This window comes from Avibacterium sp. 20-132, from assembly GCF_023611925.1.
GTDB lineage: Bacteria > Pseudomonadota > Gammaproteobacteria > Enterobacterales > Pasteurellaceae > Avibacterium.
Genome location: NZ_CP091456.1, coordinates 640,631 through 659,933, shown reverse-complemented (window position 1 = coordinate 659,933; position 19,303 = coordinate 640,631). Strand labels below are relative to the sequence as shown.

23 protein-coding genes are annotated in these 19,303 nt (G+C 41.0%); 15 read left to right on the top strand and 8 right to left on the bottom strand.

The annotated features are described in order from the left end of the window. The first annotated feature begins 84 nt into the window (after positions 1-84). From L4F93_RS03060 to L4F93_RS03050, 3 genes are read left to right on the top strand one after another with little or no spacing between them, the layout of a single operon-like run. Positions 85-567: an Hsp20/alpha crystallin family protein gene (locus L4F93_RS03060; protein ID WP_250351076.1), complete on the top strand. Its 483-nt coding sequence runs from the start codon at positions 85-87 to the stop codon at positions 565-567. Between the two features lie 20 nt (positions 568-587). After that, the gene (locus tag L4F93_RS03055; RefSeq protein WP_250351075.1) at positions 588-1,196 is read left to right on the top strand and encodes an outer membrane protein; all 609 of its coding nucleotides are present in this window, start codon (positions 588-590) and stop codon (positions 1,194-1,196) included. Positions 1,197-1,218: 22 nt separating this feature from the next. After that, entirely contained in the window at positions 1,219-1,671 is a 453-nt protein-coding gene (locus L4F93_RS03050) for a DUF2846 domain-containing protein (protein ID WP_250351611.1), read from the top strand. Between the two features lie 60 nt (positions 1,672-1,731). On the opposite strand, the gene L4F93_RS03045 is transcribed toward L4F93_RS03050, so the two are convergent. The 5 genes from L4F93_RS03045 to L4F93_RS03025 all read right to left on the bottom strand — a co-directional run bounded on the left by L4F93_RS03045 (position 1,732) and on the right by L4F93_RS03025 (position 4,967). Further along, entirely contained in the window at positions 1,732-2,502 is a 771-nt protein-coding gene (locus tag L4F93_RS03045) for a class I SAM-dependent methyltransferase (RefSeq protein WP_250351074.1), read from the bottom strand. Continuing rightward, a complete protein-coding gene (trmA, locus tag L4F93_RS03040) occupies positions 2,484-3,578 on the bottom strand; it encodes a tRNA (uridine(54)-C5)-methyltransferase TrmA (RefSeq protein WP_250351073.1) in 1,095 nt (364 codons plus the stop codon). The genes L4F93_RS03045 and trmA overlap by 19 nt, the downstream gene beginning before the upstream one ends. A gap of 75 nt (positions 3,579-3,653) precedes the next feature. After that, positions 3,654-3,983, bottom strand: coding sequence for a DUF413 domain-containing protein (locus L4F93_RS03035; RefSeq protein ID WP_250351072.1), 330 nt, complete (start codon positions 3,981-3,983; stop codon positions 3,654-3,656). Between the two features lie 73 nt (positions 3,984-4,056). After that, positions 4,057-4,689 carry a thiol:disulfide interchange protein DsbA gene (dsbA, locus tag L4F93_RS03030; protein ID WP_250351071.1) on the bottom strand — a complete coding sequence of 211 codons (633 nt, stop codon included), beginning with the start codon at positions 4,687-4,689 and terminating at the stop codon, positions 4,057-4,059. A gap of 11 nt (positions 4,690-4,700) precedes the next feature. Further along, complete coding sequence (locus L4F93_RS03025) at positions 4,701-4,967, bottom strand: YihD family protein (protein WP_250351070.1); 267 nt, start codon at positions 4,965-4,967, stop codon at positions 4,701-4,703. A 197-nt stretch (positions 4,968-5,164) separates the two neighbouring features. On the opposite strand from L4F93_RS03025, the gene mobA reads away from it, so the two are divergent. The 10 genes from mobA to L4F93_RS02975 all read left to right on the top strand — a co-directional run bounded on the left by mobA (position 5,165) and on the right by L4F93_RS02975 (position 13,990). After that, positions 5,165-5,770: a molybdenum cofactor guanylyltransferase MobA gene (gene mobA, locus L4F93_RS03020; RefSeq protein ID WP_250351069.1), complete on the top strand. Its 606-nt coding sequence runs from the start codon at positions 5,165-5,167 to the stop codon at positions 5,768-5,770. Between the two features lie 80 nt (positions 5,771-5,850). Next, positions 5,851-6,375, top strand: a complete 525-nt coding sequence (locus L4F93_RS03015) for a hypothetical protein (protein WP_250351068.1) — start codon at positions 5,851-5,853, stop codon at positions 6,373-6,375. A gap of 199 nt (positions 6,376-6,574) precedes the next feature. Further along, positions 6,575-8,107: a fused PTS fructose transporter subunit IIA/HPr protein gene (gene fruB / locus L4F93_RS03010; RefSeq protein ID WP_250351067.1), complete on the top strand. Its 1,533-nt coding sequence runs from the start codon at positions 6,575-6,577 to the stop codon at positions 8,105-8,107. A gap of 11 nt (positions 8,108-8,118) precedes the next feature. Continuing rightward, positions 8,119-9,060 carry a 1-phosphofructokinase gene (gene fruK, locus L4F93_RS03005; RefSeq protein WP_250351066.1) on the top strand — a complete coding sequence of 314 codons (942 nt, stop codon included), beginning with the start codon at positions 8,119-8,121 and terminating at the stop codon, positions 9,058-9,060. A gap of 4 nt (positions 9,061-9,064) precedes the next feature. Continuing rightward, a complete protein-coding gene (locus L4F93_RS03000) occupies positions 9,065-10,753 on the top strand; it encodes a fructose-specific PTS transporter subunit EIIC (RefSeq protein WP_250351065.1) in 1,689 nt (562 codons plus the stop codon). Positions 10,754-10,989: 236 nt separating this feature from the next. Then, positions 10,990-11,238 carry an FAD assembly factor SdhE gene (locus L4F93_RS02995; RefSeq protein WP_250351064.1) on the top strand — a complete coding sequence of 83 codons (249 nt, stop codon included), beginning with the start codon at positions 10,990-10,992 and terminating at the stop codon, positions 11,236-11,238. Between the two features lie 100 nt (positions 11,239-11,338). After that, positions 11,339-11,914 carry an RNA polymerase sigma factor RpoE gene (gene rpoE, locus L4F93_RS02990; protein WP_250351063.1) on the top strand — a complete coding sequence of 192 codons (576 nt, stop codon included), beginning with the start codon at positions 11,339-11,341 and terminating at the stop codon, positions 11,912-11,914. Positions 11,915-11,946: 32 nt separating this feature from the next. Beyond that, a complete protein-coding gene (locus L4F93_RS02985; RefSeq protein ID WP_250351610.1) occupies positions 11,947-12,522 on the top strand; it encodes a sigma-E factor negative regulatory protein in 576 nt (191 codons plus the stop codon). Between the two features lie 73 nt (positions 12,523-12,595). After that, on the top strand, positions 12,596-13,555 hold the full coding sequence (gene rseB / locus L4F93_RS02980; RefSeq protein ID WP_250351062.1) for a sigma-E factor regulatory protein RseB: 960 nt from the start codon (positions 12,596-12,598) through the stop codon (positions 13,553-13,555). Beyond that, a complete protein-coding gene (locus L4F93_RS02975) occupies positions 13,556-13,990 on the top strand; it encodes a SoxR reducing system RseC family protein (RefSeq protein WP_250351061.1) in 435 nt (144 codons plus the stop codon). Positions 13,991-14,126: 136 nt separating this feature from the next. Here the strand turns inward: L4F93_RS02975 and pgtP are convergent, their stop codons facing one another. Beyond that, positions 14,127-15,452 carry a phosphoglycerate transporter protein PgtP gene (gene pgtP, locus L4F93_RS02970; protein WP_250351060.1) on the bottom strand — a complete coding sequence of 442 codons (1,326 nt, stop codon included), beginning with the start codon at positions 15,450-15,452 and terminating at the stop codon, positions 14,127-14,129. A 126-nt stretch (positions 15,453-15,578) separates the two neighbouring features. Between pgtP and mobB the strand changes: the two genes are divergently transcribed. Together mobB and L4F93_RS02960 are read left to right on the top strand one after the other, a co-directional pair. Continuing rightward, a complete protein-coding gene (gene mobB / locus L4F93_RS02965; RefSeq protein WP_250351059.1) occupies positions 15,579-16,079 on the top strand; it encodes a molybdopterin-guanine dinucleotide biosynthesis protein MobB in 501 nt (166 codons plus the stop codon). Positions 16,080-16,106: 27 nt separating this feature from the next. Continuing rightward, positions 16,107-17,501 (top strand): DHA2 family efflux MFS transporter permease subunit, encoded by a 1,395-nt coding sequence (locus tag L4F93_RS02960; protein WP_250351058.1) that lies wholly within the window; start codon positions 16,107-16,109, stop codon positions 17,499-17,501. A 106-nt stretch (positions 17,502-17,607) separates the two neighbouring features. Here L4F93_RS02960 and L4F93_RS02955 read toward each other — a convergent pair whose 3' ends face one another. Together L4F93_RS02955 and L4F93_RS02950 are read right to left on the bottom strand one after the other, a co-directional pair. Next, a complete protein-coding gene (locus tag L4F93_RS02955; RefSeq protein WP_250351057.1) occupies positions 17,608-18,237 on the bottom strand; it encodes a hypothetical protein in 630 nt (209 codons plus the stop codon). 5 nt (positions 18,238-18,242) lie between these two features. Beyond that, positions 18,243-19,301 carry a beta-ketoacyl synthase N-terminal-like domain-containing protein gene (locus L4F93_RS02950; RefSeq protein ID WP_250351056.1) on the bottom strand — a complete coding sequence of 353 codons (1,059 nt, stop codon included), beginning with the start codon at positions 19,299-19,301 and terminating at the stop codon, positions 18,243-18,245. Between the last annotated feature and the right edge of the window lie 2 nt (positions 19,302-19,303).

Below are 19,303 nucleotides of genomic sequence, written 5' to 3'. Positions count from 1 at the left end.
ATCTATGGTTTATTATCAGGGGAGTGTTATAGAATTTCGTCTGTTTCAAAAACAGACATTTTACATCTTTAATAAGGTTTATCTATGAAAAATTTATTAAAAGTTGCGTTATTTGTCGCAACTGTAGGGTTAACTGGTTGTGCTACGATTGTTAGTAAAAGCACTTATCCTGTTTCTATCCAATCAGTCCCTGAGGGCGCAAATTTTACGATTACAAATAGAGAAGGGAAAATCGTCAGCCAAGGAATTACCCCACAGGTAGTTAAATTAAAATCTGGTTCTAGCTACTTCAAACCTGAAAAATATCTCATTACTTTTGATAAAAAAGGTTTCACAAAAGAAACAATCGAAATTCAAGCAAAATTAGATGGTTGGTATTGGGGCAATTTTGTCATAGGTGGACCATTAGGACACCTTGTTATTGATCCTTTAACAGGGGCTATGTATCGTTTACCAGAGGAAGTAATGGCTACTTTAAGTAATGGCAAAGAGCGCGCATTAACTGTGATTGATATTAATACATTGCCGAAAGAACAGCATAGAAAACTTCAAAAAATTAACTTATAAATCTAAATAGGAGAAATATTATGAAAAAATATTTGATGGCGACACTACTTTCTAGTACAGCATTATTTGCACAAGCGGAAAATTTTTCTGGCTTCTATATTGGTGGCGCACTTGATTTGAATAAACAGTCTTTTTCCGTGCCAGTACAAGAACTTGGTTATCACTATGATGATGGTAATTATACGGGGTCTAGCTCTCGTTCTGTTGGCGTGGGTATTGTTGGTGGCTATATGTTTGATTATGGCAACAATTTTGTTGGTATTATTGAGGGAAAAATTAGCCTTCCGAATAATAAAACAGAAGATGATTTGGGCAATGAAATCGCTAAAGAGAATTTCCGCGTAGGCGTACATTATTTGCAAGGCTATCAACTTGATCGTTTCTTGCCTTATGTCAAAATCGGTGTAGAAGCAGGCAGTTTCACGATGAATGAAGATAATCCAGCGTTTAGAAATGTTGATTTTGAAAATAGTGGCGCGTTTGGATTTAGTTACGGTTTTGGTGTGAAAACAAAAATTACGGATAATTTAGTTGCAGGGCTTGATTATAGCAGAGTCACGTTAGAAGCGAAAAATAGTATTGAATTTAAAAGCAATACGATCGGTTTAAATATTAGCTATTTATTCTAATTAAAGTTAAATGGTGAATATGATGAAAAAGATCCTCTCCGTTTTAATGCTTGTTGGCACGTTAATTTTAACGGGCTGTGCAAAAGTACCCGTTGCCTCTGAAGCTGAAAATATACAAGCTAAACAGTTTGATGCACCACCAAATAATAAATCAGGGATATATATTTATCGTGATGGTTCAATTTTTGGATCAGCACTTAAGAAGAGTCTTTATATTGATGGTAAATTTATTGGTGAATCCGCACGAAATGTTTATTTTTATCAGCAAGTAATTCCGGGGGCGCATAAAATTTCTACCGAATCAGAATTTAGTAATAATGACTTACATATTACGACAGAAGGTGGAAAGAATTATTTTATTGAACAATACATTCGTCCCGGTTTATTTGTTGGCGGAGCAAATCTCAAACAAATTGATGAAGAAAAAGCAAAAGCAGCGATCAAAAAGTTAAAACTTGCTCGTTCGCCACAATAAAGCACTTATCTCAGAGCCATCAGTGAATGATGGCTTTTTTGATTTTATTAAATCGCCTTACTAAACCACCGTATAAATATCAAAGCGATGATTTTTGGTTTCGCGGCTAAAGTGCGGTGTTTTTTGGGCGAGGAATTCGGCGTAGTCAGGGCGTTTTACTACAACGCGCTTTTGTGCAATTTGTAAGGCAGGGGTGAGTAGGGCATCGGCGTCTTCATCCGCACCGACTAAATGCTGAAAAACGCGCATTTCTTTTTTCACCAATGCACTTTTCGTTTTGTGGGGATACATCGGGTCGAGATAAACCACATCAGCTTGAATGCCTTGTTGAGCCAGATCGCCAATCTGTTTTACGGGTAATAATTGCATATTTTGTTGCATCATTGCGCCGATTTCTGCATCTTGATAAGCACGTTGTAAGCCGTCTTGTAATAATAAATAGACCACAGGGTGGCGTTCGACTAAACGCACTTGGCAACCAATGGCAGCGAGTACAAAGGCATCTCTTCCCAAGCCTGCTGTTGCATCAATGAGGGTTGGCAGATAATCTTTTTTAATTCCCACCGCTTTGGCAATGGCTTCACCTCGACCGCCGCCAAATTTGCGGCGATGTGCCATTGTGCCATTGACAAAATCCACATATACCGCACCTAATTTGGGTTCGTCTAATTTGCGTAATTCCAAGCGCGCAACGCCATTTTGTTCAGTTTGCACCAAGGCAAGTGAGCTGTTGGAGTGGTGGATTAATCCTTGTTGTTCACAAAGTGCGGTGAAATTTTGCGAATTTTTTGTTTCGCAAATGAGTTGCACGGCTATTTTCGGATCAACCATACGCCTGATTCCATATGTTCAGTATAAGGGAACTGATCAAATAAGGCGGCACGCTCAATGCGGTGCGTTTGACACAGTGTTTGCAGGTTATCGCACAGCGTGTGCGGGTTGCAGGAAATATATAAAATGCGATCATAGTGTTGCACCAATTTCACTGTCTCAGGATCTAGCCCAGCCCTTGGCGGATCAACAAAAATTGTGTTGCAATCATAAGCTTGCAAATCAATGCCTTTCAAGCGGTTAAAAGCACGCACGCCGTTCATCGCTTGGGTAAATTCTTCTGCCGACATTCTGATGATTTGCACATTCTCAATTCGGTTTGCGGCGATGTTAAATTGTGCCGCTGCCACAGAGGGTTTGGCGATTTCTGTGGCGAGAACCTTACGGAAATTTTGTGCCAGTGCGATAGAAAAATTGCCGTTTCCACAATATAGTTCAAGTAAATCGCCTTGGCTGTTTTTGGTGCAATCAATTGCCCATTGCAACATTTTGCTATTTACTACCGCATTGGGTTGCGTGAAACTGTTTTCCACTTGGCGATAAATATAATCTTTGCCGTTTACGGGCAGAATTTCATCCACATAATCCTGATCTAAACAAATTTTTTGTTTAGACGCGCGTCCGATGATCTGCACGTCAAAACCTTGCTGTTGCAAGGTTTGGCGTAATGTGAGTGCTGCCTGTTGCCATTGTTCATCTAAGACTTTGTGATAAAGCAGGCTCACAATGATCTTATTGCTCAGGGTGCTGAGATAATCAATTTGAAATAAACGATGGTTGAGAATGGCGTGCTGTTTGAGCAGGGGCAGCAAGGCTTGCATCATTTCATTGATAAGCTGGCTGGCAATTGGAAAGCAGTCAATGCGATAAGGTTTACGCGTTTGCTTGTCGAACATAATATGATAAAAATCGTCCTGTTGATGCCACAGGCGAAATTCGGCTCGCATACGATAATGTTGCTTTGGCGAGTCAAACACAGCTAATTCTGGTGCATTAAACGGGGCGAAAAGTGCGGTTAATTTTTGGCGTTTTTCTGCCAATAATTCATCATATTTTTCGATAGGTAAAACTTGCATTGATCCTTCTCATTATTTATTGCGAGCAAAAAGAAAAGGCTTGATTGCTCAAGCCTTATGATCTTACTAGGCAGATTAATCCGCGTTGCTCATATCTTCTAAGTTATCGGCGACTACGCCAGATAAGGTATAAACACGTTTTGTGGTGCTGGTTAATGTGCGGTATTTATTCCACGTTTTTTCAAAAAAAGTTTCTGCTTGACGCTCACCTTGACAAAATGCCACAAAGGCTTTTTCTTCTTCTGTGATTGGCGCACGTTCACCAGTATCTAAGGCTTTAAAGGCTTGACCATATTGCTCTAAAGCTTGAGATTCTTTGATTGTATAATCACCGTGGCGAGCAAAACCGCGGGGATAGTTTTTATCGTCAAAAAAACGACGTGTTACGCTAAAACTTTCTGCCATAATATCCTCAATATTGCGAATTCAAAATCGGCACGCATTAAACCAATTTTTGGTTATTTTTGCAATGGATTTGTTACTTTTGTAGTAAGGCTTTAACCGTTTCGACATAGTCTTGAATGAAACCTTCTTGACTATGTGATAACCCTTCAGGGTTCACGCGATATTTGCCGTTTACATAAAAATCTGGCACACCGTGTACATCAAAACGCTCAGCAGCTTGCACTTGCTGATTGTATAATCCGGTGACGGCAAAGCTGTTAATGCCACCATCAAATTGTTCCGCCGTGACGCCATTATTAATAAAAATTTGGCGGATCGCATTTAAACTTGGCGCGCCTTGATCTCGACTTTTTACCGCAGCTTGTGCGGCTTCAAATAATGGGGCTTTTACTTTATCTTCTACGCCGAGTGCCATTGCTAAAGCCCACGCGCGAGTGAGATTTTCTGATTGAAGCCCTAAAAAATTCACGTGATATTGTTTAAATTTAGTGCCTTCAGGGAGTGCAGCTTTGACTTTTTCAGGAATGTGGTAATCCATTTCAAAGGCATAACAATGAGGGCAATAAAAAGAGAAAAATTCAATCACTTCAGGCTGAACCGCGCGTTCTGTATTTAACGCAATATATTGTTTTCCCTCTGTTAAATTAACGGCGTGAACATTTGCCACAAAAAACAGTGATGCTAACGCAATAAGAAATTTTTTCATTCTAACTTTCCTTATTTAATAATTCCGCGTGCTTTTAATAATGCGGTTTTAAAATCTTCTTCGTAATCTTTTTTGATCCCCGGGATTGGCTCGTGTTTATCTGTGCCATACATTTTTAAATGATAGATAATCACTTCGTCCGTTAATTCTGCCACAGGTTTATCAAACCCCGCTTCATCAGCGATTTTCTGCAAAATCTGGGTTAAGCTCAAATCAGGATCTTGCGACCAATAAGGTTGCAATAATTCCAACACTTCATTTAGACGATGACATTTCATAACAGTTCCTCACCTTGAGTTAGAAAGGGCTAAATAATACTGTAATTATCGGGAGAAAGGAATAAGTTGGCGTAAAAAAGCCGATCCTACAAGTGCGGTAGAAAAATTCACACTTTTTTCCACCGCACTTTTTTATTTGCGGGGTTATCAAGTAGAATGAGGGTGTTTGATAAGGTGGAAAACAAAAGTGAGGGGAAATGAAAATCAGTGCAGTAATTCTTGCTGGTGGGCTGGCAAGACGTATGGGAGGGGCAGATAAAGGCTTGCAGTTGCTACAAGGTCAGCCCCTATTTTGGCATTGCTATCAACGTTTAAAGCCCCAACTGAATGAGATTGCGATTAACGCAAACCGTAATCAAGCCCTGTATCGTCAAAGTGGTTTGCCTGTGTTTGCTGATGAATTGGCAGATTTTCAAGGACCTTTGAGTGGCATTTTAACCAGCTTAAGGTTATCCCATTCAGATTTTGTGCTGTTTGTGCCTTGCGATTGTCCGTTTTTACCTTTGAATTTACTAGAAAAATTACAGCAACCTATTTTGCGCTCATTACCCCATTCTCGAAGTGCGGGAGAAAATTCCCCCGTTTTGCTCACTTATGCCACTGACGGTGAACGAGAACACCCTACCTTTTGCTTGGTTTCGACAACACTTGCTGAGAAACTTGCGGACTATTTGCAAAAAGGTGAACGACAAATGTTGCAGTTTATGCGACAAAATGGGGCGATTGCTGTTGATTTCAGTGAACAAAAAGCGGCATTCCAAAACTTTAATACCTTGGCAGATTTAGAAAGCAAAGTGCGGTAAAAAATCACCGAAATTTGGCTTTTTATTCACATTATAATCAGTATAATAACAATATTATGTTTACTTAAGGTGGATTTATTATGTTTAAAATTATTTCAATTTCTCTACTAAGTGCTTTTTTAGTTGCTTGTTCATCAATGACTTCTTACATCCCTTTTATGGATAACGAGAAAAAGGTGATTGATTTAGATAAAGAGAAAATCGATCAAAAATCCTATGCAGCGGCTTATGCGGCAACGGTACAAACCTATTCAGGGCGCGTAAATAAAGATTATGATGTGAATTCTTTCGCGAGTGGTGCGAACGATTGGTATTTAAACCGTATTTTAATTCCGATTGATCAAATTAAAGCAAAATTATATCAAGGCAATGGCGTGGATAGCCAAATTTATGCTTATTATAGTGGCGTGGTGTTTGCCTCTGAATTACAGAATAATTTTAATCGTTTAAGTAAAGACTGTTGGGCACACATTAATAAACCAAGTGCAACACAAGGTATTTATGATGCGATGCTGGATTTACAAAAAGGACAAACACGTTCCTTAGATGAAGGCTATATCGCGGAAGGCAGCGATCAAGTGTTGAAAGTTTGTACAGTAAAATAATCTGTAAGGTTACTGATAATTCATCAGTAACCTTTTCTTTTTTGATGTAAGCTGAAAGGTTTTTGCTGAATATTCAGCAACATATTTAGCAAGTGTTCAGCAAGTTATTAATAAAAAATGATTGCCAAATTGGGGTGTGAAGAAGTCAGCCATATTACAACCCCCATTTGGTCTTTAAATCTCATATTCTGGAGGGAAAATGCTTAACTTATCAGAAAACAATATTCATTTATCGGCACAAGCCGAAAATAAACAGCAAGCCATTGAATTAGTCGCGCAAGCGTTAGAGCAAGCGGGCAATGTGGAAGCGGGATATTTAGCGGGAATGCTAGCGCGTGAAACACAAACGTCCACTTTTTTGGGCAATGGTATTGCCATTCCGCACGGCACGCTAGAAACGCGCCCAATGGTGAAACAAACAGGCGTGCAAGTGTTCCAATTTCCACAAGGCATTGAATGGGAAGAAGGCAACAAGGCTTATGTTGTGATCGGGATTGCCGCATGTTCCGATGAACATTTAACGCTACTCCATCAGCTTACCCAAGTGTTAGGTGATGAAGAAAAAGCAGCAAAATTAGCTACATTGCAAGAAGTGGAAAAATTCCGTGCCATTTTAATGGGTGAAGAAACTTTGCAAGTGAAAAGTGAAGATGTCAGTCTTGAGGTGGAGACAGAAAGCTTGCTTACCTTAATTGCGATGAACGCAGGTAAATTGCAACAACAAGGGGCGGTGAATAATCAGTTTGTGGCAGAAGTCATCGCTTCCCCTGCATTGCCATTAGGGGGCGGTTTATGGCTCACCGACTCAGTGCAAGGTAACGAGAAAAACGCCCTGACGTTCAGTCGTGCAAAGCAAGCCTTTCAGCATAATCATAAAGAGGTGAAAGGGGTGCTAACCGTGGCTTGTGTGAATGAACAAATTGATGAGCTACTTGCACGCTTGCTAGAAAATTCCGTACAACAAATGTTATTAAACGGAAATGCTAACCAAATTTTGACCGCACTTAATGGCGGTGAAGTCAGCGTTGCAAGCCCAGCCCCTACTAATACAAATAGCGAAAATGCGGGTACAGTGATTGGTACATTTACCGTGCGTAATGAACACGGCTTGCACGCACGCCCTTCGGCGGTATTAGTGAATGAAGTGAAAAAATTCGCCTCAAAAATTACAGTAGAAAATCTTACCCGAGGCGGTGAGGCAATTAGTGCAAAAAGTTTGATGAAAATTGTTGCACTGGGCGCAACCTTTGGGCATCGTTTGCGTTTCCGTGCGGTAGGCGAAGATGCTAAACACGCCATTGAATCCATTGGAAAAGCGATCGCAGAGGGATTAGGCGAAGAAGTGTCTTCTTTATCACCAAAAGAGCCTGATCAGATTGAAGTGGTAGGTGAAAGCACCACGACTAACGAAAAAATGCCAGAAAAAAGCACCGCACTTGAAAATCACGATCCGAATGAAAGTGTTGAAGCGATTTTTGTGGTACGCAACGAACACGGTTTGCACGCACGTCCTGCTGCGGTGTTAGTCAATGAAGTGAAAAAATATAACGCGTCGGTGGCGGTGCAAAATGTCGATCGTGATAGCCAATTAGTGAGTGCCAAAAGCTTAATGAAAGTGGTGGCACTTGGCGTGGTGAAAGGGCATCGTTTACGTTTTGTGGCAACGGGTGAAGAAGCACAACAAGCCCTTGCTGGCATTGGCGCGGCAATTGAAGCGGGTTTAGGTGAGTAGAGGTATTCGTAATGGCAAAAGTGGCAACAATTACATTAAATACTGCTTATGATTTAGTGGGAAGGCTAAAACGTATTGAGCTTGGCGAAGTCAATACAGTGGAAACCTTAGGCTTATTTCCTGCTGGTAAAGGCATCAATGTCGCCAAAGTGCTGAAAGATTTAGGTATTGACGTGGCGGTGAGTGGTTTCCTTGGTCGTGATAATCAAGGCGATTTCAACACAATGTTTGCAGAACTTGGCTTAGAAGATCGCTTTCAGCGTGTGGCGGGCAAAACCCGTATTAACGTGAAAATCACCGAAACCGAAGCCGATGTTACCGATCTGAATTTCCTCGGTTATGAAATTTCACCACAAGATTGGCAAGATTTTGTCCAACAATCCTTATTGTTATGCAAAGATTTTGACATTGTTGCCGTGTGTGGCAGTTTGCCGCGCGGTGTCAGTCCAACGGATTTTGCCCAGTGGCTCAAACAGCTACAACAAGCGGGCATAAAAGTGGTCTTAGACAGCAGTAATGCGGCACTCACTGCGGGCTTATCTGCCAATCCTTGGCTGGTCAAACCAAATCATCGTGAGCTTGAAGCGTGGGTGGGGCATTCTTTGTCAAATCTTGAAGAAATTATCAGTGCAGCAGAAAAATTGCGCGCACAAGGCATTGCCAATGTAATTATTTCAATGGGCGCAGAAGGCGCGCTGTGGCTGAGTGAACAAGGTGTAATCCAAGCGAAACCACCGAAATGCGAACAGGTGGTTAGCACCGTAGGGGCAGGCGATTCAATGGTAGCGGGATTGATTTATGGCTTGACTAAATCCCTTTCACAGCAAGACACCCTCGCCTTTGCTAGTGCCGTGTCAGCTTTTGCGGTATCGCAAAGCAATGTTGGCGTGAGCGATCCTACATTATTAACACCAATCTTAGAGAAAGTACAAATTTCAGTGATTAAAGGATAAAACGATGAAGATATTTTTAACTAACTCAACACAATTAGGCAATGCCAAAGCCTTTTTGATTAAACAGGTGCTTACCGTAGCAGCAAAACAACAAAGCAATGAAGTGGTGGCAGATGCCAATCAAGCAGATTTAGTGATTGCGTTAGGTGGAATGCCGAATGACAATCGCTTACAAGGTAAAAAGGTTTTTGTGGCAGACGCGGAAAATGCCTTTAATGCCCCTGAAACCATCTTAACTCAAGCGATGGCTGAAGCAGTAGACTATACCCCACACGAAACACAAAGTGCGGTGCAAATTTCGCCAGATTTTTCCAATAAAACCAAAAATATTGTGGCGGTAACCGCTTGCCCAACAGGTGTGGCGCATACCTTTATGTCTGCGGAAGCCATTGCTGAATATGCTAAAAAGCAAGGCTGGAATGTGAAGGTGGAAACCCGTGGACAGGTGGGTTCAAGTAATATTATCTCTCCTGAAGATGTGGAAAATGCCGATTTAGTTTTTATCGCGGCTGATATTGATGTGGATTTAAGCAAATTTGAAGGCAAGCCGATGTACCGGACTTCCACTGGACTTGCATTAAAGAAAACCGCACAAGAATTTGAAAAAGCGTTTAAAGAGGCAAAAATTTATACTGGTGCAAGTACAGCGAAAGTACAAAGCAGCGAAGAAAGCCGTGGCGAACGCAAAGGGTTGTATAAACACTTGATGACTGGGGTTTCCCATATGTTGCCATTAGTGGTGGCCGGTGGTTTGCTGATCGCTATTTCCTTTATGTTTGGGATTGAGGCATTTAAAGATCCAAATATTGCAGGAGGCTTACCAAAAGCCTTAATGGATATTGGCGGTGGCGCTGCATTCCATCTGATGATTGCCGTATTTGCTGGTTATGTGGCGTTTTCTATTGCCGATCGTCCGGGGTTAGCTGTCGGCTTAATTGGCGGTATGCTCGCCACCACAGCAGGCGCAGGGATTTTAGGCGGAATCATTGCTGGCTTACTCGCAGGTTATGTGGTGAAAGGCTTAAATTCCGCGATTCAATTACCAGCCAGTTTAAGTTCATTAAAGCCGATTTTAATTTTACCATTGCTTGGCTCTGCCATTGTGGGCTTAGTGATGATTTATCTTATCAACCCACCGGTTAAAGGCTTAATGGATGCCTTGGTAGAATGGCTCAACACAATGGGACAAAGCAATGCGTTGCTTTTAGGTGCGGTACTTGGTGCGATGATGTGCGTGGATATGGGTGGCCCAGTGAACAAAGCAGCTTATACTTTTGGTACAGGTTTAATCGCCTCTGGCGTTTACACCCCAATGGCAGCAGTGATGGCTGCGGGTATGGTACCCCCAATTGGAATGGCGATTGCCACGTTACTCGCACGCAAAAAATTCACCGCTAATCAACGTGATGCTGGTAAAGCCTCTTTTGTATTAGGGCTTTGTTTTATCTCTGAAGGGGCATTGCCATTCGTTGCCGCCGATCCTGTACGTGTGATTGTATCAAGTATTATTGGGGGGGCTGTGGCAGGCGCGATGTCTTTAGGTTTATCAATTGGCTTACAAGCACCGCACGGTGGATTATTTGTGATCCCATTTGTTACGCAACCATTAATGTATCTTGCTGCTATCGCAATTGGCGCTATTGTAACAGGGGGCATTTATTCGGTGATTAAACCAAAACTTGCGGAAAAATAACCGCACTTTGTTAATCAGCAAAACCCGACGTAAATGTCGGGTTTTTTTATCGCGATTTAAGCATTAAATAAAACAAAGTCATTTGAGGCAAGAATACGAAGAATACAACAAATCAAGCCGATGTCAGCTTATTGCAAAACAGAGCAACACACTTAAGAAAAAACAAAATTATTCCCACATCGCTAATCAAATTCCGCTATAATCCCCCCATTATTCGGTTCAAGAAGGAAACAAATATGGAAAAATATAATAAATTTCGCCTTGAATGGGATTGTCGGCGTGGAATGCTTGAATTAGATAAGGTCATAATGCCGTTTTTCCAACAGCATTTTGATGACCTTGATGAGCAACAAAAAGCCACCTTTGTTCGTTTACTTTCAGCAACAGATTTGCAACTTTTTTCGTGGTTTTTTAATCGAAAACCTGCGCCAGATCTTGAATTACAGCAAATGGTTTCCTATATACAAGAAAAATTATCACATTAATTTATAAATATTTTGAACTTTTACAATTTTTACGCCTCTAAGAGAACACGAGCTTGCTGTCTTGTATATCAAGGCTTGTTAGAGGTATATAAGAGGTTATATGGCTGAACAGCTAACAGATCAGGCTTTGGTAGAAAGGGTACAGCAGGGAGATAAGAAAGCATTCAATTTGTTGGTATCGCGTTATCAGAATAAGGTAGCAGGGTTATTAACCCGTTATGTATCGCCGAATGATATTCCTGATGTTGTACAAGAATCATTCATTAAAGCATACCGCTCAATTGAATTATTCCGTGGTGATAGTGCTTTCTACACTTGGCTATATCGTATCGCCGTAAATACGGCAAAAAATTATTTAACCGCACAAGGGCGTCGCCCGCCAAATGAAGATATTTTGGCAGATGAAGCAGAATCCTATGATGTGGGAACGAATTTACGGGACGTAGATACCCCCGAAAATCAGATGTTATCTGGTGAATTGAAGAAGATTATTTTTGATACCATTCATAGTATGCAGGAAGACTTAAAAACCGCCATCACCTTGCGTGAGTTAGAAGGATTAAGTTATGAAGAAATTGCCGATATTATGAATTGCCCAGTAGGAACGGTACGCTCACGAATTTTTCGAGCAAGGGAAATTATCGAAAATAAAATTCAACCTTTACTTCAGCACTAACTAAAGTAAATTAATTAATCTTGGAGTTTATGATGCAAAAAGAACAACTTTCAGCCTATATTGACGGAGAACAATTAAGCGCGGAATTTACCGAGGCACTTTGTCAAGATCAAGATTTACAAAAATCTTGGGGCAACTTTCATCTGATTCGTTCCGTCATACGCCAAGAAAGCGACGTATTGCTCGGGCAAGATTTTACCAACAAAATGGCCGAACTAATCGAGCAAGAAGAAATGATTGTGGCAGAACCTAAAATTTCACAACCAATGCCAGAAGAAATTAAGCAATCTCCATTTAGCCAAAAACTGAAAGCGTGGTTTATGCCGATGACACAATTCGCTGTGGCAGCGGGGGTATGTTTGGTGGCAGTAATGGGGGTGCAGAGTTTTATGGCAAACAATGCGAAAGAAGGTCAGGATACCCCTGTGTTACAAACCTTACCATTTAATAATTCGGTGCAAGAAGTGAGTTATACTGCCCCAGCCCAATCGGTGATTACACCAGAACAGATTGAACAAAAAAATAAACGCATTGATTCAATGCTACAAAGTTATGAATTGCAAAAACGTATTTATGCAGATAGATTAAATTTGCAAAATCAGAAATAATAATGAATGAAGTTTAGGTTGTTCACCACCATTTTTGGTGGTGAATTTGTTTGTATCCTATGTGTGAATAACGATGTTAAAAACGATCAAAAAACTTACCGCACTTTCCTTAGTGCTATTTTCTGCAAATCTCGTATCAGCTTCTGAAACCGATACGGTACAGCCCAGCCAATTGTTAGACGAAATGCAACAGGCAGGCAGTCGCCTGAGTTATGAAATGGCCTTTGTGCAAACCACACCGAATATGGCCTCCTTGCGTTATAGCCATATTCATTATAATGGCAAAACCTATGCTCAATTACTGACCTTAGATGGAATGCCTCAGCAAATTGTGCAACGTGATAATGTGGTGAGCTATTTCCAACCAAATTATTCGCCGTTCTCAATTAACGCGAATCATATTGTGGACAGTTTACCTGCGATTCTGTGGAGTAATCTTGATGCGTTGAAGCAACATTATGATTTCATCTATATTGGACGTAACCGCGTGGCAGATCGCGTGGTAAAAACGATTCGTATCGTGCCAAAAGATGATTTTCGTTATCAATATGTGGTGTTTATTGACGAACAAAGCCATCTGTTGTTACGCAGTGATGTGCTTGATCGAGAAAATAACCTGTTAGAGCAATTCCGCGTAGTGAATTTGTATCAAAGCGAACAATTTGATGATTTGCTCAATGTGATCAATCATATGGGCTTTCCTGCACTGCTTAATGACAAAACCACTTTCCAACCAAGCAACGACGCATTTAACTGGCAGCCAAGTTGGTTGCCAAATGGGTTTAAGCTGATTAATCGCAGCGTGGAAATGAATGGTGAAGAACGCATTGAAGCACAGCTTTATAGCGATGGATTGTTTTCCTTTACCCTTTACCGTTCAGCCTCTATTTTGCCAAATGAAGAAAAAAACGGCTGGTGGAATGGCACAAGAACGTTTTATAGCGAAACCTTTGGCGATAACGAATTTACCTTAGTTGGACAGCTACCAATTTCTACCGCAAAACGTATCGTACAAGATATTAAGGTGAAATAAATGCTAACAGAACGTGCGGTGGTGATCTCTTACCAATCAGGTATTGCACAAGTGAAATGCCAATCTCAAAGCGCTTGTGGAAGTTGTGCGGCTAAATCAGCCTGTGGCTCGGCAGCGCTCGCAGAGTTAAATGGCGTAGGTACAGCGCATATTTTTGAAGTAGAAACCATCACCCCCCTCAATATCGGACAAATTATAGAAATTGGGTTAAGTGAACGTTCCTTAATACACTCAAGCTTGCTTGTCTATTTTTTTCCACTCATCATCTTAGTGCTTTCCGCCTTGATTGCAGATACCCTTTGGCGAACCGAACTGCCACAAGGCATTTTTATTATTTTTTGCACCGCACTTGCCTTTATTATTGTTCATCTTGTGTCAAAATCTTGGCAAAAAAAAACTAGCTACCGCCCGATCTTTTTGCGTGTAATTAAGTAGTATTTTTGTAAGGAAATAGAATTAGCAAGTCGCGTTATGCGATAAAAAGATCAATATTTTTAACCGCACTTTATTTCATTAAGACAAACAAAACGCCTTATATTTTGCGATATAAGGCGTTTTTACAGAAGACCGCTTAACTTTCTACTTTTCTAAATAAAGTGAACGAGATAAAAATAAAGGCAAGAATACTTGAGGCGATAAGTATATAGAACCCGCCGTCCCAGCCAAAGTTATCCACTACGGCACCTAATACTGTTCCTGCACTGGCAGAACCAAGTAGATAACCAAATAATCCAGTAAGCCCTGTCGCTGTACCTGTTGCCACACGAGGAACTAAATCAGCCGCTTGTAAGCCAATCATCATAACAGGACCATAAATGAGGAAGCCAATCGCGATTAAACAGATATTATCTATCATTGGGTTGCCTGCTGGATTTTTCCAATAGACGAAAATCGCAATTAATACCCCTGCTAAAAACATTAACATCGGCGGAGCGCGATGTCCTTTAAAGACTTTATCACTTAAATAACCACTTACTAACATTCCAGGAATACCCGCATATTCATAAAGGAAGTATGCCCAGCTTTGTTTATCAAACGTGAAGTGTTTGACTTCTTTCAAGTACGTTGGCGCCCAGTCAATAATCCCGTAACGAATAAAATAAACAAATACATTAGCAATCGTAATTGCCCATAAGAATTTGTTATTAATGATATATTTAAAGAAAATTTCCTTACCAGTTAAAGTATGGGCTGATTCAACTTGTTGCGCTTTTCCCCCTTTGTATTCTTCAATGGGTGGTAATCCTTGTGATTCAGGCGTATCACGCATTAAGAAAAACATTACAACACTAAGCAAGATCGCAATGGTTGCAGGAAGATAAAAGAGCGCTTGCCACGCACCAAAAAGGTATAAACCTAAAATCGCCAGTGGACCAATTAAACCACCACCAATGTTATGAGAAACATTCCACCAACTCCACCAACTTCCGCGTTCAGAAGTAGAAAACCAGTTGGTCATTGTTTTTGCACCGGGTGGATAACCCATACCTTGAAACCAACCATTTAAAGCACTAAGTACAATCATTGCAGAAAGTGAAGAAAGTACCCCCGGCACTAAACCGAAGATCATACTCATCATCGCAGAAGCAACTAAACCAATAGTAATAAAATATTTTGGGTTACTGCGATCTGACACATTACCCATAATAAATTTACTAAAACCATAAGCCACAGCAAGTGCAAAAGAAACTGTACCCAGCTGAGCTTTGGTATAACCATATTCTTCAATTAAGTGCGGAATGGCAAGAGAGAAATTCTTACGAATTAAATAATAGGCAGCATAGCCAATAAACACTCCAAAAAAGACTTGCCAACGTAATCGACGATAATCCCGATCAATGATAGCTTTATCCGTGATACGCGTAGTAGGGGGTGAGGCTTTTAAAAATCCAAACATAAGATCCTCCAATTTTGTGAAATTGAGCGTATTATTAAGTATTTGAATAAATTAATCTGTGATATTCTTCACAAAAAGTTCATTATTAAATTTAATTGTTGAATTAACTCTCGAATAGAGGACAAAATGCGTTCAATGCTTGGCATAACCGGATACAGCGGTAGTGGAAAAACCACTTTATTAGAAAAACTTTTGCCTCGGCTTGCCGAGCTTGGGCTGCGCGTGGCAGTGATTAAGCACAGTCATCATAATGCACAAGTGGACAAGGAAGGCAAGGATAGCTGGCGAATGAAAGAGGCGGGCGCAAGCCAAGTGATAATGGCTTGTGATAGGCGGTGGGCGTTGATGACGGAAACACCACAGCCAGTGAATTTAGCTTATTTGGCAGGGCAATTTGATCCGCAATTGACGGATCTCATTTTGGTGGAAGGCTTTAAGCACGAACCGATTGCAAAGATTTTATTGCATCGTCAAGCCATGGAGCAAGCCTTGCCAGAGATTGATGAGAAAGTCATTGCGCTTGCAACGGATTACCCTTTAAGCTGTGCTGTGCCACGTTTGGATATTAATCAGATTGATCACATTGCTGCATTTATTTTTCATTGGTATCAACAACAAATAAAATAAAGTGCGGTGCAAAATCGCAGAATTTTTATGACAGAAACGAAAAATTATACGGGCTTGGCGTGGATTGCCGCTGTCGCCTTTTTTATGCAAACCCTTGATGCGACGATTTTGAATACAGCGTTACCGACGATTTCTCGCAGTCTAAATGAATCGCCACTGAATATGCAGTTGGCAATCATTAGTTATGCCTTAACTGTCGCCTTGTTTATTCCATTAAGTGGTTGGGCGGCGGATAAATTTGGTACGCGGAAGGTTTTTCGTTCTGCCATTGGTATTTTTGTATTGGGATCGGTGGTGTGTGCCTTATCGCACTCTCTGCCACAATTGATTTTTGCCCGTATTTTACAAGGGGCGGGTGGCGCGTTAATGATGCCTGTTGCTCGCTTGGCGATCATCCGTTCTGTACCGAAAAATCAGCTATTAAATGCGTGGAATATTATGGCGATGGCAGGGCTAATTGGACCAATTCTTGGTCCCGTGTTAGGTGGTTTAATCGTTACCTATATGACGTGGCATTGGATTTTCTTAATTAATATTCCTATCGGGCTAGCTGGGATTTTCCTTGCAGGCAGTTATATGCCAAATATGAAAGGGCAAGTGGGGCGTTTAGATAAAGCGGGATTTATGCTGTTTGCCGGTGGACTTGTAGGCTTGACCTTAGGGCTAGATTTAGTGGCAGAGCATTTCACCGCAACTTGGATTGCTTTTTTGGTATTGATTGTGGGGATATTATTTCTCGCCAGTTATTATCTTTATGCCAAACGGGTTCACAACCCATTAATGCCGCTTTCCTTATTCCACATTCGCACCTTCCGTTTAGGTTTTATTGCGAATTTATTTATCCGCCTTTGTGGTTCGGGCGTGCCGTTTTTATTACCTCTTATGCTACAAGTGGTATTCCATTATAGTGCGGAAGCCGCAGGCTGGTTAATGGTGCCTATTGCGGTTAGCTCAATGGCGTTTAAACCGCTTATTCGTGGTATTCTTTCTCGTTTTGGTTATAAGAAAACCCTAATCAGCACCGCCATTGTGATGACTTTGGTGATTGCCGTAATGAGCTTATTACAACGGCATACCCCAATTTGGCAAATGGTGTTGATTTTATTGGCATACGGCGGATGTATGTCGGTCAGTTTTACTGCGATTAATACCTTAACCATTGGCGACTTATCGGACAGTAATGCCAGTGCAGGTTCAACAATGCTTAGTGTGATTCAGCAAGTCGGGATTGGCATTGGCATTGCCGTTTCTTCGGTAATGTTAAATGTGTATCGCAATGTACTGGGTGAAAGTGCCGAACAGTTGCAACAAGCCTTTAGCTTCACTTTCTTAACGTCCAGTTTATTTGGTTTCATTCTCGTACTCATTCTTTCTGGCTTAAGAAAACAAGATGGCGAGAATTTGCAGATAAGAAAAAAATAATGTTAATACGAGATCACCACTTGCTGATGTTGAGACTTGAGAGAGCAAAATAAAAGTGCGGTAGGATTTTTGTGAATTTTCCTCCGCACTTTTTGATATTGTGCTTTTATGTATCTAGATCGAAATTCTGCCCATTCAATGCAAAATGCAAATAATGATTTTCTGGTAGAGAATGGTGTGAAGTAGAAAAATTTGGCGAATTTTGCACCGCACTTGATGATAAGGCATTTTCCCCTGCGATATTACTGAGTAACCACCAACAGCTTCCTTCCCATTCCATTGTTGGTGATTCAATCGCCCAACCGACTAACACCTGATCGACGGAATCGCTTCTTAATGCTAATTGTGCAAGCTGTAATGGATGATCCACATCCTCTTGCGAGGTAATTAAGAAAAGGCTATTGCCCGTTGTTTGAAAATGTTGTGAAAGCTGAAAAACCGTCGCGTTATTGAGATTTGCCATAAAATCCAGTGGGCTAGGCAAGTCTTGTTCCATAAGCTGGTGGAATAATTTGTTAAATTTGCTTGGTGAATTAAAAGGCGAAGCCAAATAAATTGCGGTATTTGGCGTGATATAAGGCTTCAGTGGTAATGCCCCGAGTAAACAAAGTTGGGTAAATTTGCTTAAACGACGTGCATCTACACCAAAGGCTTTGAGCTGCTGGCGGAGTTCTGCCTCACTTTGCCCTTGTGTAATAAACTGGCTTTGTTGTTTTAAATAACGATTTGATTTCATTTTACTTACTCTTTTCCTTGCCAGTGAAGAATCCAAGCAATATTACTGCCACCAAAGCCTAAAAAGTAGTTCAAATAATAGCCGGTAGAAAGCGGTTGCGTTTGCTTTTCTATTGCCCCTTGTGGGGTGATGGTTAAGTAATTTGTTTTATCTTGCTGTAATTGTTGCCAAAGCCACGCAGTTTCCATTGCACCACTTGCGCCTAAACTATGTCCCAGGTACGGTTTGGCTAATAAGCAAGGAATGCTCGGAAACTGTTGTTGCAAAAACGCGATTTCCATTTCATCGCTGTTTCCGCCCACAGCGTGAACTTTAATGCCAGCTAGTTGATGAGATTGTAATCCTGCTTTATGCAAACAATTTTCAATCAGTTGAGTCAATGCCTCTGCGGAGCTATTGGTTAGATTATGGTGATCCGTAATCGTAGTGATGGCAGAAATTTCTAGTTTTTTCTCTGGATTTGGTTGATTTTCCAATGCCACGCAAGCGATTCCTTCCCCTAAAATAATACCGTTATGTTGTTCAAAAGGTTGATAGGGCAAATCGTCTGCCAATAAGTGCATTGCATTGAAATGTTCAAAGGTTAAGCGGTTAAACATTTCAAAACCAACCACCAAAGCACGCTCACATTGCCCTTGCTCAATCATTTGATAAGCATAGCCGATTGCTTGTGCAGAGGAAGTGCAAGAGGTCGCAACGCTGAAAACAGACGTTTGATAGCGTGTTTTTAAACGTTCTGCGATAAGCGCTAGGCTGTATTCTTGCGGCAAAGGCTGATTATTATGCCAACGAAATTCGCAATCACTCATTAAATACGCCGTTGAGCCTAAAAGAATGGGGGTATTTTGCAGTGTATCGGCTTGCCAACCGCGTTGCGTTAATACCTTGTCAATATGCTGTTCTAAATAAGTGCAGAGTTGATTGAAATTCAGCAAAGGTTGCTCAAAAGCACGAAAATAAGGCAAATGCTGGTTTTGCCCAAGCATTGAAGATTGCTGCCAAGGATTAAGCTTAGCAGTTTGTGCATTTTGTTGGCTCGCTGCGGTGAGATAAACTTTCGGCATTG

What these genes read in the sequence shown, in the direction of transcription:
- L4F93_RS03060 (WP_250351076.1), top strand. Translation starts at nt 85, where the DNA reads ATGAAAAATTTATTAAAAGTTGCGTTATTTGTCGCAACTGTAGGGTTA.
- L4F93_RS03055 (WP_250351075.1), top strand. Translation starts at nt 588, where the DNA reads ATGAAAAAATATTTGATGGCGACACTACTTTCTAGTACAGCATTATTT.
- L4F93_RS03050 (WP_250351611.1), top strand. Translation starts at nt 1,219, where the DNA reads ATGAAAAAGATCCTCTCCGTTTTAATGCTTGTTGGCACGTTAATTTTA.
- L4F93_RS03045 (WP_250351074.1), bottom strand. Translation starts at nt 2,502, where the DNA reads ATGGTTGATCCGAAAATAGCCGTGCAACTCATTTGCGAAACAAAAAAT.
- trmA (WP_250351073.1), bottom strand. Translation starts at nt 3,578, where the DNA reads ATGCAAGTTTTACCTATCGAAAAATATGATGAATTATTGGCAGAAAAA.
- L4F93_RS03035 (WP_250351072.1), bottom strand. Translation starts at nt 3,983, where the DNA reads ATGGCAGAAAGTTTTAGCGTAACACGTCGTTTTTTTGACGATAAAAAC.
- dsbA (WP_250351071.1), bottom strand. Translation starts at nt 4,689, where the DNA reads ATGAAAAAATTTCTTATTGCGTTAGCATCACTGTTTTTTGTGGCAAAT.
- L4F93_RS03025 (WP_250351070.1), bottom strand. Translation starts at nt 4,967, where the DNA reads ATGAAATGTCATCGTCTAAATGAAGTGTTGGAATTATTGCAACCTTAT.
- mobA (WP_250351069.1), top strand. Translation starts at nt 5,165, where the DNA reads ATGAAAATCAGTGCAGTAATTCTTGCTGGTGGGCTGGCAAGACGTATG.
- L4F93_RS03015 (WP_250351068.1), top strand. Translation starts at nt 5,851, where the DNA reads ATGTTTAAAATTATTTCAATTTCTCTACTAAGTGCTTTTTTAGTTGCT.
- fruB (WP_250351067.1), top strand. Translation starts at nt 6,575, where the DNA reads ATGCTTAACTTATCAGAAAACAATATTCATTTATCGGCACAAGCCGAA.
- fruK (WP_250351066.1), top strand. Translation starts at nt 8,119, where the DNA reads ATGGCAAAAGTGGCAACAATTACATTAAATACTGCTTATGATTTAGTG.
- L4F93_RS03000 (WP_250351065.1), top strand. Translation starts at nt 9,065, where the DNA reads ATGAAGATATTTTTAACTAACTCAACACAATTAGGCAATGCCAAAGCC.
- L4F93_RS02995 (WP_250351064.1), top strand. Translation starts at nt 10,990, where the DNA reads ATGGAAAAATATAATAAATTTCGCCTTGAATGGGATTGTCGGCGTGGA.
- rpoE (WP_250351063.1), top strand. Translation starts at nt 11,339, where the DNA reads ATGGCTGAACAGCTAACAGATCAGGCTTTGGTAGAAAGGGTACAGCAG.
- L4F93_RS02985 (WP_250351610.1), top strand. Translation starts at nt 11,947, where the DNA reads ATGCAAAAAGAACAACTTTCAGCCTATATTGACGGAGAACAATTAAGC.
- rseB (WP_250351062.1), top strand. Translation starts at nt 12,596, where the DNA reads ATGTTAAAAACGATCAAAAAACTTACCGCACTTTCCTTAGTGCTATTT.
- L4F93_RS02975 (WP_250351061.1), top strand. Translation starts at nt 13,556, where the DNA reads ATGCTAACAGAACGTGCGGTGGTGATCTCTTACCAATCAGGTATTGCA.
- pgtP (WP_250351060.1), bottom strand. Translation starts at nt 15,452, where the DNA reads ATGTTTGGATTTTTAAAAGCCTCACCCCCTACTACGCGTATCACGGAT.
- mobB (WP_250351059.1), top strand. Translation starts at nt 15,579, where the DNA reads ATGCGTTCAATGCTTGGCATAACCGGATACAGCGGTAGTGGAAAAACC.
- L4F93_RS02960 (WP_250351058.1), top strand. Translation starts at nt 16,107, where the DNA reads ATGACAGAAACGAAAAATTATACGGGCTTGGCGTGGATTGCCGCTGTC.
- L4F93_RS02955 (WP_250351057.1), bottom strand. Translation starts at nt 18,237, where the DNA reads ATGAAATCAAATCGTTATTTAAAACAACAAAGCCAGTTTATTACACAA.
- L4F93_RS02950 (WP_250351056.1), bottom strand. Translation starts at nt 19,301, where the DNA reads ATGCCGAAAGTTTATCTCACCGCAGCGAGCCAACAAAATGCACAAACT.